At 48.4% G+C, this 16,253-nt stretch carries 14 protein-coding genes; all 14 read right to left on the bottom strand.

The window, feature by feature from the left end:
* Positions 1-18: 18 nt before the first annotated feature.
* The 14 genes from AC2IBB_RS27690 to AC2IBB_RS27755 all read right to left on the bottom strand — a co-directional run bounded on the left by AC2IBB_RS27690 (position 19) and on the right by AC2IBB_RS27755 (position 16,238).
* Positions 19-3,072: an efflux RND transporter permease subunit gene (locus AC2IBB_RS27690; RefSeq protein ID WP_486329919.1), complete on the bottom strand. Its 3,054-nt coding sequence runs from the start codon at positions 3,070-3,072 to the stop codon at positions 19-21.
* Positions 3,069-4,151: an efflux RND transporter periplasmic adaptor subunit gene (locus AC2IBB_RS27695; RefSeq protein ID WP_486329920.1), complete on the bottom strand. Its 1,083-nt coding sequence runs from the start codon at positions 4,149-4,151 to the stop codon at positions 3,069-3,071. The genes AC2IBB_RS27690 and AC2IBB_RS27695 overlap by 4 nt, the downstream gene beginning before the upstream one ends.
* A gap of 192 nt (positions 4,152-4,343) precedes the next feature.
* Complete coding sequence (locus AC2IBB_RS27700) at positions 4,344-5,957, bottom strand: alkaline phosphatase (protein WP_486329921.1); 1,614 nt, start codon at positions 5,955-5,957, stop codon at positions 4,344-4,346.
* 96 nt (positions 5,958-6,053) lie between these two features.
* Positions 6,054-7,361, bottom strand: a complete 1,308-nt coding sequence (locus AC2IBB_RS27705; protein ID WP_486329922.1) for an alanine racemase — start codon at positions 7,359-7,361, stop codon at positions 6,054-6,056.
* Positions 7,267-8,712, bottom strand: a complete 1,446-nt coding sequence (locus AC2IBB_RS27710; RefSeq protein ID WP_486329923.1) for a class I adenylate-forming enzyme family protein — start codon at positions 8,710-8,712, stop codon at positions 7,267-7,269. The genes AC2IBB_RS27705 and AC2IBB_RS27710 overlap by 95 nt, the downstream gene beginning before the upstream one ends.
* A 10-nt stretch (positions 8,713-8,722) precedes the next feature.
* Complete coding sequence (locus AC2IBB_RS27715) at positions 8,723-9,835, bottom strand: hypothetical protein (protein WP_486329924.1); 1,113 nt, start codon at positions 9,833-9,835, stop codon at positions 8,723-8,725.
* A gap of 26 nt (positions 9,836-9,861) precedes the next feature.
* Positions 9,862-10,887 (bottom strand): hypothetical protein, encoded by a 1,026-nt coding sequence (locus tag AC2IBB_RS27720; RefSeq protein ID WP_486329925.1) that lies wholly within the window; start codon positions 10,885-10,887, stop codon positions 9,862-9,864.
* A complete protein-coding gene (locus tag AC2IBB_RS27725) occupies positions 10,880-11,329 on the bottom strand; it encodes a hypothetical protein (RefSeq protein WP_486329926.1) in 450 nt (149 codons plus the stop codon). The genes AC2IBB_RS27720 and AC2IBB_RS27725 overlap by 8 nt, the downstream gene beginning before the upstream one ends.
* Before the next feature lie 227 nt (positions 11,330-11,556).
* Positions 11,557-11,811 carry an acyl carrier protein gene (locus AC2IBB_RS27730; protein ID WP_486329927.1) on the bottom strand — a complete coding sequence of 85 codons (255 nt, stop codon included), beginning with the start codon at positions 11,809-11,811 and terminating at the stop codon, positions 11,557-11,559.
* A 60-nt stretch (positions 11,812-11,871) separates the two neighbouring features.
* Positions 11,872-12,651 carry an ABC transporter permease gene (locus AC2IBB_RS27735; protein WP_486329928.1) on the bottom strand — a complete coding sequence of 260 codons (780 nt, stop codon included), beginning with the start codon at positions 12,649-12,651 and terminating at the stop codon, positions 11,872-11,874.
* Positions 12,652-12,658: 7 nt separating this feature from the next.
* A complete protein-coding gene (locus tag AC2IBB_RS27740) occupies positions 12,659-13,450 on the bottom strand; it encodes an ABC transporter permease (RefSeq protein ID WP_486329929.1) in 792 nt (263 codons plus the stop codon).
* Positions 13,447-14,574: an ABC transporter ATP-binding protein gene (locus AC2IBB_RS27745; protein WP_486329930.1), complete on the bottom strand. Its 1,128-nt coding sequence runs from the start codon at positions 14,572-14,574 to the stop codon at positions 13,447-13,449. Before AC2IBB_RS27745 ends, AC2IBB_RS27740 begins: the two co-directional genes overlap by 4 nt.
* Positions 14,575-14,702: 128 nt before the next feature.
* Positions 14,703-15,698, bottom strand: coding sequence for a nucleotidyltransferase family protein (locus AC2IBB_RS27750; RefSeq protein WP_486329931.1), 996 nt, complete (start codon positions 15,696-15,698; stop codon positions 14,703-14,705).
* Between the two features lie 54 nt (positions 15,699-15,752).
* On the bottom strand, positions 15,753-16,238 hold the full coding sequence (locus AC2IBB_RS27755) for a P-loop NTPase family protein (RefSeq protein ID WP_486329932.1): 486 nt from the start codon (positions 16,236-16,238) through the stop codon (positions 15,753-15,755).
* Positions 16,239-16,253 lie beyond the last annotated feature (15 nt).

The following is a 16,253-nucleotide window of genomic DNA, read 5'->3' on the forward strand; positions in this document are numbered from 1 at the left end:
TTCGGGTTTTGGGCGCGGTTAAAACCGCACCCGATAGAACGTGGCGTACAACACAGGCACCACACAAAGGGTCAGGATCGTGGAGAACAGCAGGCCCGCCATGATAGCAATCGCCAGCGGCTCCCACATTTCGCCCCCGCCCAGATACAAAGGCAACAGACCCAGCACCGTCGTCGCGGTCGTCAGCAAGATAGGTCTGGTGCGTTGTTGCGCGGCGTTGATAATAGCCTGACCATGCTCGACGCCTTCCGCCAGTTCCAGATTAATGCGCTCCAACAACACAATCGCGTTGTTGATGACGATCCCCGCTAACGATACGACGCCAAGGAAGGTCATAAAGCCCATAGCGCTGTTCAATGCCAACAGCCCCGCCGACACGCCAATCAAACCCAGCGGAATCGTGCTCAGAATAATGGCCGCCTTACGGATGGAGTTAAACTGACCAACCATCAGAATCAGAATGACGAAGCCAGCGATAGGCAGCTTATCCACGATGGACTGATTCGCCTTGCCGGAACTTTCCGATTCGCCGCCCAGTTCATAGCGGGTGCTGGCGCCCCATTCCTTCTGCTGCTCCTTGAGCCAGGGCGTCAACTCAGCGAATTTCTCCGCCGCGGTGATGTCCCCTTCCAACTGAGCGCCGACAGCGACGGTCTTCAGACCATTACGACGAAAGATCTTCGCTGTATCCCAAACGACTTCGATGTCCGCCACCTGGGAGAGAGGAACCGATTTCCCTGTGGATTGCACATAGACCGACAACGAGCGAACGCCGCTGATATTGTTGCGATTAGAGCCTTCCGCCCGCACCATCACAGGAATGATATCCTCCCCTTCCCGATACTCCGTCAATTCAAGACCGCTAATGCCCGCTTGCAGAGACACCGCAATATCCTGGCTGGTGACGCCGGCTCTAAGCGCTCGGGGTTGATCTATATGGATCACCAGCTTCTTGATGCGCTGCCCCCAATCATCCGTGATATTGGTCAGGCCGCCAATCTCACGCATCTTCGCTTTCAACGCGTCGACGTGGCGGAACAGCACATCCGCATCCGATCCACTTAACCGCACTTCCACTGGGTTCGCCACAGAGGGGCCGTTAGCCATAGGCTTGATCGTAGCCTCAAGATCAGGGTGGTTATCCAGAGCATAACGGCCGATACGCTCTATCAGACTTGGTACAAGCTTGGCGTCGCTGGCGGTGACAATCATCATCGCATAGCTGCTGTTATTGGGTTTCGGGTTATAGGAAAGAATAATTCTGGGGCCGGCGTTGCCAATATAACTGACCCACTTGGTCACCCCATCCTTGCGCGAATCCGTAACTTGCAGATCGGACTCTACAAAGCTTTCCATATCGTTTACGACTCGACGAGTCTCTTCAATCGCAGTGCCTTCCGGCAGCTTCAGCTCCACCTGAAAGTAATTCCGGTCTGAAGGCGGGAAGAAGATTTTTGGCACGTAGCCGAAGCCTTTCATGGCCACGATAAACACCAGAACCGTCACCAGCAACGTCGCCGCACGGTTGCGCAACATGCTCGTCAAGACACGACGATAGGTACGATAAAACATAGAGCCGTAACTCTCTTCCTGCTGGGTGACTTTGAGGAAGTACACGCACAACATGGGGATCACCGTCAGAGAGATCACCCAGGACGCCAGCAAGGTAATCGCCACGACCTTAAATAAGGACGAGGTGAACTCGCCGACATTGGACTCCGCCAGATAAATCGGCAGGAATGCGGCGATAGTGGTCAACGAGGCCGTCAACAGCGGGATCCGCAACTCCATAGCGGAGTCGATAGCGGCCTCAGTGGCGTTTTTGCCCTTCTCCATGAGCACCATGATGTTTTCCGCCATCACAATCCCGTTATCCACCAACATCCCTAGCGCGATAATCAGCGCCGCCAAAGAAATCTGATCCAGCCCGATATCCAGATAGGACATCACCAAAAACGCCAGCAGCATGGATAAAGGGATCAGCGTGGAAACCACCAAGCCAGTTCTCAGGCCCAGGGTGAACAACATGACAATGGACACCACCGCGATCGCCTGCAACAGGTTGGAAACGAAATCGCTGACTTTCTGATCCACTTCCGCCGGAGAAAAGCTGACCAGATCAAACTCGATGCCGTAAGGATATTGCTGCAGCAGCTCGTTCATCATGGCCGAGACCTGCTCGCCCAGCTCAATATTGTTGCCGCCTTCCCGCATGGCCACCGCCACCGCCAGCGCGAACTCCCCGGATGAATGCAACAAGGATTCCGGCGGGTCCACATAACCGCGCACCACTGTGGCGATGTCTTTCAGATACATCAACCGATTGGTGCCCGGGATGTTGATGATGGTCTGCTCAATATCCTCCACTGACTCAAAGTTGCCGCTTGGCTCAAGCGATATGCGCTCACGCCCCAGATTAAAAGAGCCGCCGGAAATAATAATGTTGCGCGTTTCCAAGGCCTGCGACAGCTGGCTTGGAGACAACCCCAGTTCAGACAGACGAGAGTTATTGTATTCAACAAAAATACGCTCTTCCTGTTCGCCCCAGATTTCAACTTTGGCGACATCCGGAAACCTCAGCATCTCCGTTTTCACATCATCGGAGATCTTTTTCAGTTCCGCATAGTTGAAGCCTTCCGCCGTAATGGTCATGACAATGCCGAACACATCGCCGAATTCATCATTCACATAAGGGCCAACGACACCATCGGGAAGGTCCGTGGAAATGGACTCAACTTTGCGCCGCAGGTTATCCCAGATCGGGCGCATGTCCTTGTAGCTTTCCTTGATGTTCACCGTAACGATGGACACACCGGTACGGGATTCGCTTTTCACGAAGTCCAGCTCTGGAATTTCCTTCACCGCTTCTTCAATCTGCGAGGAAACCAGCTCCTCCACCCGTTCGGGACTCGCGCCGGGAAAATAGGTCACCACCTGCGCCGCACGCATGACGAAACCCGGGTCATAAGCGCGGGGCATGCCCAGAAAAGTCATGGTTCCGGCCACTGCAATCACCAGCAGGAGAACAATCGTGAGCCGGTTATTCTCTATGGCAAACCGTGTGATATTCACTTGCTCCCCTCCGTGGTCAGACGCACTTGCAACCCAGAGTGCATCTTACTCATGCCGGCGGACACCACTTCATCGCCTTCTTCCAGCCCAGACAGAATTTGAATGCCGTTATTCTGAATCGCCCCTGTCGTCACCGCGCGACGACTGACCACGCCTGTCGAGTCATTTTCATGGCTGACCGTCCATACATAACGTCCATCGCCGTCTTCCTGCACCACATGAGGCGGAACAAAAATAGCGCCGTCCTGCCCTTTCGCTTGCGGCGGACGACCTCTGACTGTGACGGACATGCCCGGCAGAATGTTGTATTTAGGGTTCGCCGGCATGCTAAAAGTCACGTTGAATAAACGCGTCGCTTCATCCGCGCGGGAGGACACTTCTTTCAGTTTCAGGGGAAAACTCTCGCCGGGGATACCAGAGAACAACGCCTGTACTTCCGGCTCTGTCCCTTCCTGAGCAGTAATCATCAGGCTTTCAGGAATATCCACCTTCACCAACAGAGACGAGATATCCTGCAGTGCATAGATCGACTGCATGGCGGAGACTTCTTCATAGTTTTCAACATAACGCTTGGCGATCCTGCCGCCAAATGGGGCCTTCAGTTCGGTGTACTCCAGATTTCTCTGTGCGGACTCCAGAGCCGCCTGGGCGGCAACGTCCTGCGCCTGCAGTTTGCTGAAATCCGACTGGGAAATAACGCCTTTACCGATCAGGGATTTTCCCCGTAGAAAATCATCATGGGCCTGCTGATAATCCGCCTGACGACTCTTGAGCTGAATGAGAAAGTCAGTATCGTCCAGCTTCGCCAGCACCTCCCCTTCCTTCACAATCTGCCCTTCATTCACGTTCAGACTATGCAGCTTCCCTGTCACCCGAAAGCCCAGCTCCGCCTTCTGCGCCGCATCCACCGTACCGGGAAATTCACGCCAGTTCGCATTCTCCGCAGCCCCTACCACCATCGTTCTGACAGGGCGCAAAGGTTTCTCCTCCATCGTCTGTTGGTCCGTTTCAGAACAACCCTGCAATACTCCAAGAGAAAGCAAAATCGCCATAAAACTGAACTTGCTTAGACTGGTCATCGTGACTCCCTAGCTGTTGATTTACTGTTAAATTTAACCGGGCGGACGCAAAAAACCCATGCGCCATGGACTGGCGGAATTATGGCTGGTAAGGGGGAGTGGGGCCAGTTTTTAGTGCTGAGAAAGAAATAGTAAGCAAGGGGAACTAAAGCTCCCCCGCCCTGCCGCCAGCTCGCGACTTACAGTCAGAAATTACTGGATAGCGCTTTTGGCTAGTTGACCGATATCTGTGTGATGCAACAACTTTGAGAATTCCTTAGTTACGCCATCAGGCCCAAACGCGATGACCGGCGCCGGCGTACTGGTGTGGGAGCCCGTCGCCCAGACAATGTTCTGGCTTTCAGACAAGGCGCGGCCCAGTAAATCCTGACGCGTTTCCCGGCCATAAGCGTAGAAAGATTTAAAGTCATGCACTTTAGGAACTAACTTGGTGACCATTGTGTCTCGGCCGTTCTCCTTCACTTGCGTCGGCTCCTGCTCAAGCAGTGCTTTGGTCTGCGCCAGAGTGATTGGAAATTCATTATAGGCATTAATTAGATCCATTAGTCGCTCAGGGGTCTTATCGCCATGATCAAACTCGGCGAACAAATCCGAAAAGCTCTTTTTCTGCTGATACAACTTGCTTAAGGTCTCGAAAGATCCAAAGTTGAAGTTCGGCGCATAGGCTGCTTCTTTGAAGGCTGCGCCGGTCAGAGCTTCGCCTTCCGGGATGTTGGCGCGAGAATAACTGAAGCCGAATCCGCCGGTTTCATGATCTGCTGTGATGATAACCAAGGTGTCCCGACGGTTCTTCACCCACTCGTAGACGTAGTTGATGGTTTCATCGAACTTGAGCATTTCATGCAGCAAGGAGCCCGCATCGTTGTCGTGACCCGCCCAATCGATCTGACCTCCTTCGATCATCAGGAAAAACCCTTTCTCGTTACGGGACAATACATCCAGAGCCTTCATGGTCATTTCCTTCAGAGAAGGTTCTGTGCGTTCAGGATCGTCTTTGCTATGGGTATAGCGAATGCCATTCATCATGCCGGAGTAGTTGAACAGTCCCAGCAATTTATCGCCTTTGGCGGTATCTAACTGGCGTCGGTTGAACGCTAACTGATAGCCCATCGTCTCGGCTTCCAACAACAGGTTCTTATCATCCATCCGTCGAGACCTCAAATAGACAGTCCCTCCCGTCCTCTCTTTCAGTTGCCGAAATAAGTCGCCTTTGTCGTTGATAGTATTGGGTAGCCAGTGGCGCAAACCGCCAGAGAGCATGACGTCAACTTGATTGGCTAACATGTCTTCCGCGATCTTATTTTCCATGGAGCGATGAGCACGATGGGCGGCGAAGGAGGCCGGAGTGGCGTGAGTCAGGCGCGTATCGGACACCAAGCCGGTGGACTTGCCCATACGTTTGGCTTTTTCCAGCACCGTCTCAACAGGGTTCCCCACTTTATCCACACCGATAACTTCAGACGGCGCCGGCTCGCCTGTGGCCAACTGAGTGGCGGAGCAAGCGGAATCGACAACCAAGTTATAGGCGGGTGTGTGGCGAGAGAGTCCCAGCACGCCGGCGTCCATAAACTTCTGCATGCCTGTGAGCTGACCATGATAGATGGAGTCCGGCGCATTAATCGCATATTCATGCAACAAACCAATTTGCTGCGGCCCCATTCCATCGCCGATCATCATGATTACGTTCTTGATTTCCGACTCTCTGACGGCGCTTTTTTTCTCTAGATTAGACTGACAGCCCGCCGCCAAAACTGTAACAACTGCTGTGCTGGCCAGTAATTTCCAGGCACGTGTGCTTCTTAGCATAGACTTCCTTATTACATGATTGATAGTTGAGATCGTGAAATAAAAACGCCATCGGTCAGGCGCTGTTTTCACTTCCCGAAAGTAGACATTGAGCGTCTATAAAAGCTCATCCTGAATACGGTATCCGTACTCAATTCTCCTGCTGCTGTATTCTGTCTCGGAATGGAAAAAGTATTCGGACGGGGCCTGGTGGCGAAGAAAAGTCAATAAACCGGAGTTTAGTCCATACGCTCCCACATTAGGGATGACCAGCCTATCGCCGATTTGGGAGTCAGCGTTCAGGCTAATGGCGGGCATAACGTCAATGGGCGTGCATAAAGGTCCTGCGACTTGCACTGTCTCCACATCGCTCGGCTCCGCGGCGGCCCGGTCAATGTTGATAGCGTCCACTCTGGCCCTGAGTAACCTTCCTCCAGCATTCGTACCACCAAAAATATTGATGCCGCCATCCACAACTATATATTTCTTTCCGTAAGAACTTTTGATATCCCTGATCTTCAGCATCAAAAAACCGGAGGTGGCGGTTATAAACCTGCCCGACTCAAATATAGGAGTTACATGGCTCACCCCCTCTTGCTTGAGAATGGCTTCCAACTTCGATCGGAAGTCTTCGCCCAACCCCGCAACTGTCTCCAGATTAGCGTACGGAGAAGAAAAGCCGCCCCCAAAGTTAATCAAATCAAACGGATTTACTGAATACTCATTACAGGCCCGGGCTATCCTGGCGATATTCGCAACCCCTTCCAGTATCCTGTTGGCGTCGCTGCTTTGAGTTCCATAATAAACATGCACGCCTCTGCAGCGGATTTTTCTATTCATGTTAATCAGCTGAAATACCTCTCTAAGCTCGTTTTCCTGGACACCGAACTGAGAGGCGACGCCTGTCATTCTCAAACCAGAATTAAGCGGCTTGTCCGGGTTGACTCGAACCAATATATCCACGTGGTCGGCGCGAACCTGTTCCGCTATACGGGAAATATTGGACAGCTCATTCATCGACTCAACTGAAATCAACGCATTGCGACTGATAGCCTGAACCAACTCATCCGGGCTCTTGGCCGGTCCGGAGTATATCAACGGCGCGGCTGGGACTACCGCCCCGGTAATGTTTAGCTCCCCCATAGATGAGCATTCAACGCCAAGTTTGTGTTTGTCCACCAAACTCAGAATATCCGGATAAGCATTGGATTTAACCGAGTAATAAATACGACTAGCTGAAGGCAAGGCCGATTTCAGCGCATTAATATTTCGCTCAATCTCCTGGCCAAAGTATATGTAACAAGGCGTACTCAGCTCTGGAGCGAACTCTCTAATTACACCCAAGCGACTGTTCATATCTTCTTTTGATTTCTTTCCGATCAAGCTTTCCATTATTGGTTTTAACCATGTCATCAATACGAACAATTGTATTGGGGATTTTATAGTGTTCGATCAGCCCATTAAGGCTTTTGGGTTGAAGCGCGTCCCTGTCTCCAGAGTAAACCAGTACAAGCTTTTGACCGCACTTAAAAGCACAAGCTTCTGATACGCCTTCCACAGACATCGCCGCGGCTTCGATCTCCACCAGTGAAACGCGGTAAGAATTTATTTTAATAATTGTGTCGGAACGACTTTGGTAATACAGGTAGCCATCTTGATCAATCCTGAAAATGTCTCCTGTAAAAAGATATCTCTTGCCATCGATGAACCTGAACCGTTCTGAACTCGCTTCGCTATCATTCAGATATCCCTTGGCCAGATGCGGCCCAGCGACGACCAGTTCGCCCTCGCCGGCCGAACGCAGCGCTGAGTCTGCATAGACATACGCCTCCGTGCCCGGCAGCGGTTTTCCGACAGAACCAGGCTTGATATGGAGCTCTTCCGGAGGCAGTACAGATACCCGTTTGCATTCAGTCAGCCCATACATGGAATATATCTTCACACCGGGAAACAGAGCTTCCAGCTTATCTATATTTTCCTGATGCAGCGCTTCTCCGGTACTGGTGATTTTCCTCAGGCCAGGAGTATATTCACTCTTCTTTTCCAGCCAGCGCACCATCACCGCCAGCAGCCCCGGCACCGAAGGCAACACCGTTATCCGCTTCTCCTTCATCTCAACAAAAGACGCTGGCGTGAGCTGACCGCCCTTTGAAATGAATAACGAACTCCCGGAAAGCAGGCATAGAAATATCTGGTACAAACCAACGTCAAACGACAGCGGCAAAAACACGCCCACCCTGTCTGTTGCGGAGTAATTCAATTCCCCCTGTATGGCTTGCGAGGCGAACGCGATATTGGCGAAGCTTAGTTCAATCGCTTTAGGTCGGGCTGTAGTGCCGCTGGTGAAGACAATTGCGGCCGTCTCAGATCCCGAGTAAGCATACGCCTCGTCATCCGGCAGACTGTTCTGAACATCGATAACGGGGCAAGAGATCTCAGAAATCACCTTCACCGAATGCCCGGGAAATTTGTCGCGACTATCTGGGCCGCAAAATACTTGCGTAGGCGCGAATTTATCAACAATAAACTGCAAATTCAGTTCGCTGGCGTGCGGATCAATACAAGTAAAGACCGCCCCCCTTAACATCGCCGCAATAATGAGCAGAACCACATCGGCGCTATTCTCCGCGCATATCAGTATGCGGTCTCCCTGTAGCATTTCTCTTTTGTAGTGTTGCGCGCACAGGTAAGCTTGACCATAAGTTATATAATCGCCATTAAAAAATATAAATTCGTTATCCTGATACCGAATAAAACTGGACCGAATATTCATCATTGAAACTATGCTACCTGTTGATTAACGTCAGCTTCCCAATCAGCTTGTGAATTCTCTCATTGCTAAACATCAACGGCCCCGACATTACATCCCTATATCTTTGGTTTATATTTATATCATCCATTTTTATATAGCCGCCAAACAGCCCCTGAAGAGACAGCAGCATTTCCATCGATTTCACTGCTTCGCTGGAAGATATTTCTTTCAACGCATTGATAGCCAGATCATAGTTTACGGGCTTGGTTTTGAACCCACTGTTATAATATTCGCCATATAGATTAAACGTGTTCCATATAACGGATTCGATAGCGTAGAGCCTGGATCTTACTATACCGATCTGCTTAACGACCGTATCGGAATCAAGGTGTTTTTTCTTTCTTTTTAAATCCTTGACAATCGCATACAGCGCCCACTTCAAGTTTCCGTACCAGGATGCAGAAAGAGTAAAGTGACCGAAGGGAATCATATAGTCAGAAATCAATTTATCGACATCAGCCTGTATCACCCTGTCTGGACTCACTTCAGACTTTATTCCCAGAGAACGGTTCCCCAGCCCCCTGACGCCCATCTGACTGTTAATTTCACCCAACTCCAGATCACATTCATTTCTGGCCAGAAGCAAAAGAGAAGACGGAGAGCTAAATCCACCCAGAGTAATCAGGAAGTGATCAGCCAGGCCGCAGTAACTGACAATTGGCGAAAATCGATCAATCATGACCGATTCAGGAGAGACGGATGTACATACCGCACTGGATTTATAGATACTGGCGCCGCCCGTCATATCAGTGGTGACTGACGCGATGACGCTTTCATTCAACAGCAGATCTTCCAGCAGCTTCTCCCGAATAAACTCCGGCATTCTCTTGATGACGGACAACTGCTGAGTGTGCATACTCCACACGATTGCAGAAGAAAGGCAATACTGCCCTACCGACGCAGCAATATTAATCGCTGACCGAAGTTCTGTAACCGGACAACGCTCAAGCGCCAGACAAGAAAAAGCCCTGATCTCTTTTAGCGCCAGTACTCCGTCATGAACCAATTCGCCGTTTGAGTCGCTTTCAATTGAGCTTTTAAGTATTCGGCTCCCCATCGACTCAATGCTAGAAACAACCTCTTGCATATAACTTACGTCTCTGAATATATAGTTTAATTCCCACTATGCAGCGCTATTCTTTCAATATACTGAAATAGGCGAGCCTCACTAATTAAGACGTCCTGAATGTTTCGCTTAAAAATATCCTTTTTCAATTCTGAGTCTGACCTTAATATATCGTGGCTGACTATATAGACATATTTCCACAAACTACTGGCGATAGAGAGCTCAGAGATCAGGGCGTCCAAGGCGCTCGACTTTATTCCTGCGCACTTTAGATATTCGCCAAACCAGTATCGGCTGATTGCAAGTCTATCCAGGCGCGGTCCCCATTTTTTTAGCACTCTCGAAAGGTCATCGTACGAAGACTCAAAAGCGGCATTGAATTCGTCAGCTATATAAGTCAGCACATCTTCACCAACGCACTCGGGCCGGGTCGTATACCCAGCAGCCCGGAAGCGTTCGGTTAAGCCAGCGTCAGGAACCCCCATGTTATTCATCTCATGCGCGTGGGATAATGAAACCATCACCTGCTCCGCATGATCTGGGGTGGTTAAACAACCGCTATAGTCAATGAATTCAATAGGAACCACCCTATCCTCTTCTCGCTCAAAGATCTTTACCGGGTCAAGCTTTTCCCTGAACCTGCAAGTGGTCAATAACTCTTGCGAGTCAACTTCCGCACCCTGCGCCACTTCACGCACAGCGGTCATATGAGGGATATCCCGATTCCAAATCATACCGGGAAGCGTACGAGCGATAACTTTGAAGTTGAACTTCAACAGTGGCACTTTTCGTTGTTGCAGACTACTGCTAATTAGATGTTGTAATTCATCGACAGAGCCCACGCTTATCCTTGTAAAACTCAGTCCATTTGACTCTAAAATATCTTCACAACTTCTTAATGAGGGAGAAAAGTGGTCCCCGTCAGTGCTTTTAAACAGGTACAGGCCCACATCTCGAGCAAGATACTTTTCCGGATCATTTCCTAAGGTTCTAATAAAGTAATGAAACGTTTGTGATTTACAGTTATGAATATCAGGGCTGTAGCGATATACATATTCGACTTCTTTATGCATAGCTCACCCCAAAGATCATCAAGTATTCATTATATGGCAATTGCAGATCGAAGGAGCCTTCCGGGACATCTATTGTCGCAGACCATAACGTCGCGCACACGCCCGACGCAGGTTTACCGGAATCTATAAGAGGCGTACGCGCCACCAGTTCATTGCCAAACTCCGGGGTTTTACTTAAGTATGATGTGAGCCCCACCCAAACATCTTTGGTATAAGCGCCTCTACATACGAACTTTCCTTTGAAGGAAAACTCAGAGGTAGCTCCAACCAGCCTAAGCTTGCCTCTATTCCCAGGTCCGATTTTAATAAGTTGTCCCATGCATCGAGCGTAATACCTCAGATCAGGCGTAAAGCCCGCTTCGGTTTTAAAATTTAATCTCATTGAGAGACGGCTTGCTGAATCATGTTCCTTTTCAATGTCCAGCTCTTCTTGTAATCCCATGCTTTCTATCTCTGAATTCACTATTGCGATCCTCTCTTCTATGTCTGTATGTCGACATAGGATTCGTGCCTATGCAGGATTTTCTTGGATTACTTATAAAAATTTCCCAACCTCACACGCCAGTCTATGCAGCGTCTCTTCATGAACTGGCGCTGATGCAGTACTAGAAAGCCAATGCGGATGTATACTTCCTACTACTTTCTTCCCACTACTTCCTTCCCACCACTTCAGACAGTCGCCGGGTTACTTAACTCATCAAAAAGCTCACTAATGGAGCGAATTGTTTCAAAGCTTCTGGGGTCAACTTGCGAAGCATCAAGACTGCAACCGAATACTGACTCCAGTTCCAATATGAGGTCGATTAAACTCATTGAGTCAACTCCCAGCTCCCTGACAGGCGAGTCAGCGTCTTCATCACTAATTTTCACTTGGAAAAGCTGCTCTGCAACCAGCTTGACTCGTTCTAACGCCCCCTCAGACATACTGTTATCTCCTAAACTCTACACAAACCTATATAGCTAAAATTTTGTCTTCTCTTTCATTCAACTGGATGCTGAATTGTAAGACTTTAACGACAAACGCCAAACCAGACTAATCAGACACCATAATGCGGCAATAGCAAAAACCATAAAGACCACATAATGCCAATCGCTGTTCTCCAGTAAAAAATAAACAGGTGCGCTTCCAACACTCAGTATTGGAACTAAGAACATAAATACGACTCTAATGTGAGCGCCATATATAAACTCCGGCCATCTTGAAAAGTGATGGAGCTGCATCCTGAAGAAATTAACTCCTGAGAACTCTATGGTGTAAAACATTATCATTGAAATAAGCACTTCAATACTAACCAGTAAAGTAAACGCCAACAGAGCCAGTACAGGCGCTAAAAGAAGCGCTAGCGCACTCAATTCCAATTGAATGCCAAAATAATAAAGCGCAATCCAAGGAATAGGGGTCACCAGCAGGCTTTCCGCCCTGATTCGTCGCAAGAAAATGGTGAAAACCGAGTTAACTGGGTGCAATAACTCCAAGTCCAGCTTGCCAGTCTTGACAAGTCTAGAGAATCGCCAAAAATTCTTACTGGCGAGAGTCATATACAAATGCTCTACAACGAGCATGAAAGATATAAAAAATAGAAATTGATTCTTTGTCCACGGTCCAACCGAATTGACGTTTTGATAGATAATTTCGATCGTTAGAAACGTTGACGCATAAAAAAGCAGGTCAATAAAAAAGACGATAACAAAGTGAGCCCGATGCGACGTAGCTTCGGAAATAGCACAAGATATAAAGTGCTTATAAATTCTTAAATACTTCATACTCTCCTTAGCCCCCGGAAGCGGAGTACAAACGAATGCCTTTTACCCATGTATAACTGGCCAGAGCAAAGCTGGCGAGAAGCCAAAGAAGCAGTATCAGAACACAGGTAACAAAAGGAAGCGGCAGGTCTCCCATAAATGCTTTCGCAGGAAGCCAAGTCATGTAAGGGAAAGGCGTGTACATTAAAGCATTCGCCATCCAGACGGGAAAAACTTCCAGAGGCAGTATCGCCCCTGAAAGAAAGCGACTTATGGTCAAAAACATAACTCTCAGCGCCCAGGTTTCGTCAAGCCAGAACGCAATCAGACCGATAGTGAAGCTGATGCTAAACCATAAAAATGTAACCAATAGAAGTATGACAACTCCCTGTATGACATAAACTGCATCCATCGTATCCAGAAAACCAAGCGCATATACCGCCACTACAGAAAATGCGGCGATAAAGAAATGGATATAGATCTGACCAAGAAAAGTCGCAATATGATACTTCCAGAAATCAAAAGGATAAATTAAGTGCGCGCTGATTCTTCCATGGCGAATTTCTTCTGCGACAGACATACTGTTATGAGATTGGGCGAAAATTGAGATGATCAGAACCCAAAACTGATAGTCCAGCATGCTCGACAAGCTGTAACCCGCAATGCCCTGCCCGCCCTTGGACGCAAAGATCGCGCCCCATAAATTAATCTGGATAAAATAGAAGGTTAAGCTGGGGCCTATTACCGCTAGCAATAGATTGCTTTTATAAGCCAATTGCTTGGAAATAGAGATCCGTATTGTCTGAAGCCACTTACTCATTGGAGCTCATCCGCTTTCAGCAGCTCCGGCTTGGACAACACCGTGTTCATAACTTCTTCAATGGGCAAATTTTTTGTTTGAAAGTCCACCACCGGAAACTTACTCAACAGTTCATAGGTTACTTCCTTTAACTTTTCCTCTGGTATTCGAAGCTCCACTTTATACTGTCGCGTCGACCATTTTGGATTGAGGCGCTCCCAACATCCATCCTGCATATCCACAGCTTCACTAAAGTGCAAAGTGACAAACTTGTCACGCCCTAAGACACTTGAAAACCTATCAATACTTCCATCATACATTTTCTCTCCATTAGCGATAAAAACCACTCTGGAGCACAAAGCTTCAATGTCAGCCATGTAGTGTGAAGTCAGGAATATCGTAGCGTTATTTTTCTTCTGATAGTTGGATAGGAAAGTCCTGATCGTTTGCTGAGACACTAAGTCCAGGCCAATAGTTGGTTCATCAAGAAAAAGTACTTCCGGTTGGTGCAGCAGGCACGCTATCAACTCCATCTTCATCCGCTCGCCAAGAGACAATGTTCTTACAGGAACATTGAGGAGACCGTCGACTTTCAAAGAGGTGGACAACTCCTCCAGCCTGGCCGTGAATACTGCTTTTTCAGTTTCATAATATTTTTGCAGTAGCAAAAAGGAATCCATAGAGGACAAGTCCCACCAAAGCTGGCCTTTTTGCCCCATCACAAATGAAATTTTCTTTCTAAACTCGATACTGCGTTTATGAGGGGTGTAGCCCAGGACTCGACAATCTCCAGCCGTAGGGGTGAGTATCCCGCTGAACATTTTCATCAGCGTTGTCTTTCCCGCGCCGTTAGGACCAAGAAGACCTATCAGCTCCCCCTTCTCGACCTCCAGATTGAACGACTTACATGCGCTCTTCAGTTCATACTCCCGGCGAAATATGGAACGGAACGAGTGATATATCCCTGCGCTTCGTTTGTATTTTTTATAGGTTTTATTAAGGTTCTTGGCGACTAATGCTTTATTACTATCCATACGAAAGAGACTAACCCTGACTGAAAATGTGGCGACATCCGCCTTTACATCATTGAAGAGAACGGCTGCGCCGTGATACGTAAATAATGCGAGGGAGACATCGATGCCCACTACCTACAAAATCGGGCCCCTACACATATCATTAGGCTTTAGTGATTAATCACGGGCTGTAACGCACTCCTAACTCCTGGAGAACAGATAGACTCCCTTATAGAAAGGGCCGAAAGTCTCCAGCACAGCTATATAAATTGACTAACGAGTTCCTGATACTCGCTTCTTCTTGTTACCGCCATACGCTCTTGTATAGAAACATTAACTTTTTCAAATTGGCTATTGGCGTACACTTCATTGTAAATCCTATCGTTCTCTGGTGGACTCAGATTGCCTAGCACACCCTCAACCACATTTTGAGTTTTATTCAGGAAGAGATTGTTGTGAGGAGAGACGCCTTGTGCTTCGGATGCGGCGATAGAAGCATGAAGACAGTAATGAAAATCCATAAAAGAGATTAAGTAAGGCGCGCGCTTACGGATATTTCCGCGGAAAAATATATCCTTAAATAAATGCATTCCTACGTCATAGATTTTGTGACGGTCATTCAAAAACCGGATATTTCCAAAGCTTTCACTATCACGAATAAAAACTTCCACGCTATCTTTCTCTTCTGATTTATACCAGGAGAGCGTGTTGGCTATGTCAATGACAAAAGCCTGCGATGATTCGTTATCAATACGGTGTCTGAATGGCAGATGGTCAGGATTCAGAAGATACTGCACCCGCTCTTTCTTATCCATATAGACAGGCTGCTTATTTACGTAGTCATAGGCCCCTTCGCGATAGCCAATAGCATCCAGCACCTCAATCAATTTTGGAAAGTCTTTCTCGTCCACTAAAAGATCAATGTCTCTGGAGTAACGATGCCAGGGCTGCCGGTAAAACCCACATAGAGAGAGCCCCTTCCTTACAACCGCGGGAACCCCCGACTTATTCAACTGATAAAATACGTCGTCAACTTCAGACACTTTTTCTCTATGGTCTTTCTGTAGCCTGTCGGAATAAACATCAACGACTTCCATTACTCTCGAAGGATAGCTATCGAGAGACTTCTCAAACATTGCCCAATGCAGAACGCCCAACATCTTATGCTTGGCCAACAGCTCAAAATCCGGCATAGCCGTCACCGCAGGGGCGTCATCATTAAAGTAACAGTTAATCAGTTCAACTACGTCTTTCATTGATATATCTCCATTCATCAACCATTGGCCGCCTGCGCACCTGGCTTTTATCGTCTATACGCCAAGCTTTCGCCGTAACTCTCCCAGGTTTTTTACCCGGATAACTTTGTTAAATAAGCCATGATGCTCAAGCACCCGCGCCAATCGCCTGGGATACTCATGGGTAAACTTAATCAGATGGACAGTCGCAGATAAGGTTTCCTTCGGCATCGACCCACTTAGCCGGTTCTTTAACAGGCGAAGCAATAAGCGCCGGCATCTTTCCAGAAATGGCGCTTCGATAATCACGATGACATCCGCCGTCTCAAACAGGGGAATAAATCTTCGGTCATAGGCTCCTTCTACAATCCAGCAGGGTCTAAGACTTAACTTCAGGGTCTCTCCGGCTATATGCTCTTCGGTGTTTTTTGTGAAGCCCCCTTGAGAGGTATCCCAATATACGTCGTCAAAATCGATATGCGGCGTATCAAGGATTTCCGCCAAGCGTCGCGCGATGGTTGTTTTACCGGCGCCAGCCCCACCCACCAGGCAGACTTTCATGCTGCGAAGCCCACT

Source organism: Hahella sp. NS-SX17, assembly GCF_057367735.1.

Coding starts and splice junctions, on each gene's coding strand:
- AC2IBB_RS27695 (WP_486329920.1), bottom strand. CDS start 4,151: ATGACCAGTCTAAGCAAGTTCAGTTTTATGGCGATTTTGCTTTCTCTT.
- AC2IBB_RS27700 (WP_486329921.1), bottom strand. CDS start 5,957: ATGCTAAGAAGCACACGTGCCTGGAAATTACTGGCCAGCACAGCAGTT.
- AC2IBB_RS27710 (WP_486329923.1), bottom strand. CDS start 8,712: ATGATGAATATTCGGTCCAGTTTTATTCGGTATCAGGATAACGAATTT.
- AC2IBB_RS27715 (WP_486329924.1), bottom strand. CDS start 9,835: ATGCAAGAGGTTGTTTCTAGCATTGAGTCGATGGGGAGCCGAATACTT.
- AC2IBB_RS27720 (WP_486329925.1), bottom strand. CDS start 10,887: ATGCATAAAGAAGTCGAATATGTATATCGCTACAGCCCTGATATTCAT.
- AC2IBB_RS27725 (WP_486329926.1), bottom strand. CDS start 11,329: ATGGGATTACAAGAAGAGCTGGACATTGAAAAGGAACATGATTCAGCA.
- AC2IBB_RS27730 (WP_486329927.1), bottom strand. CDS start 11,811: ATGTCTGAGGGGGCGTTAGAACGAGTCAAGCTGGTTGCAGAGCAGCTT.
- AC2IBB_RS27735 (WP_486329928.1), bottom strand. CDS start 12,651: ATGAAGTATTTAAGAATTTATAAGCACTTTATATCTTGTGCTATTTCC.
- AC2IBB_RS27740 (WP_486329929.1), bottom strand. CDS start 13,450: ATGAGTAAGTGGCTTCAGACAATACGGATCTCTATTTCCAAGCAATTG.
- AC2IBB_RS27750 (WP_486329931.1), bottom strand. CDS start 15,698: ATGAAAGACGTAGTTGAACTGATTAACTGTTACTTTAATGATGACGCC.
- AC2IBB_RS27755 (WP_486329932.1), bottom strand. CDS start 16,238: ATGAAAGTCTGCCTGGTGGGTGGGGCTGGCGCCGGTAAAACAACCATC.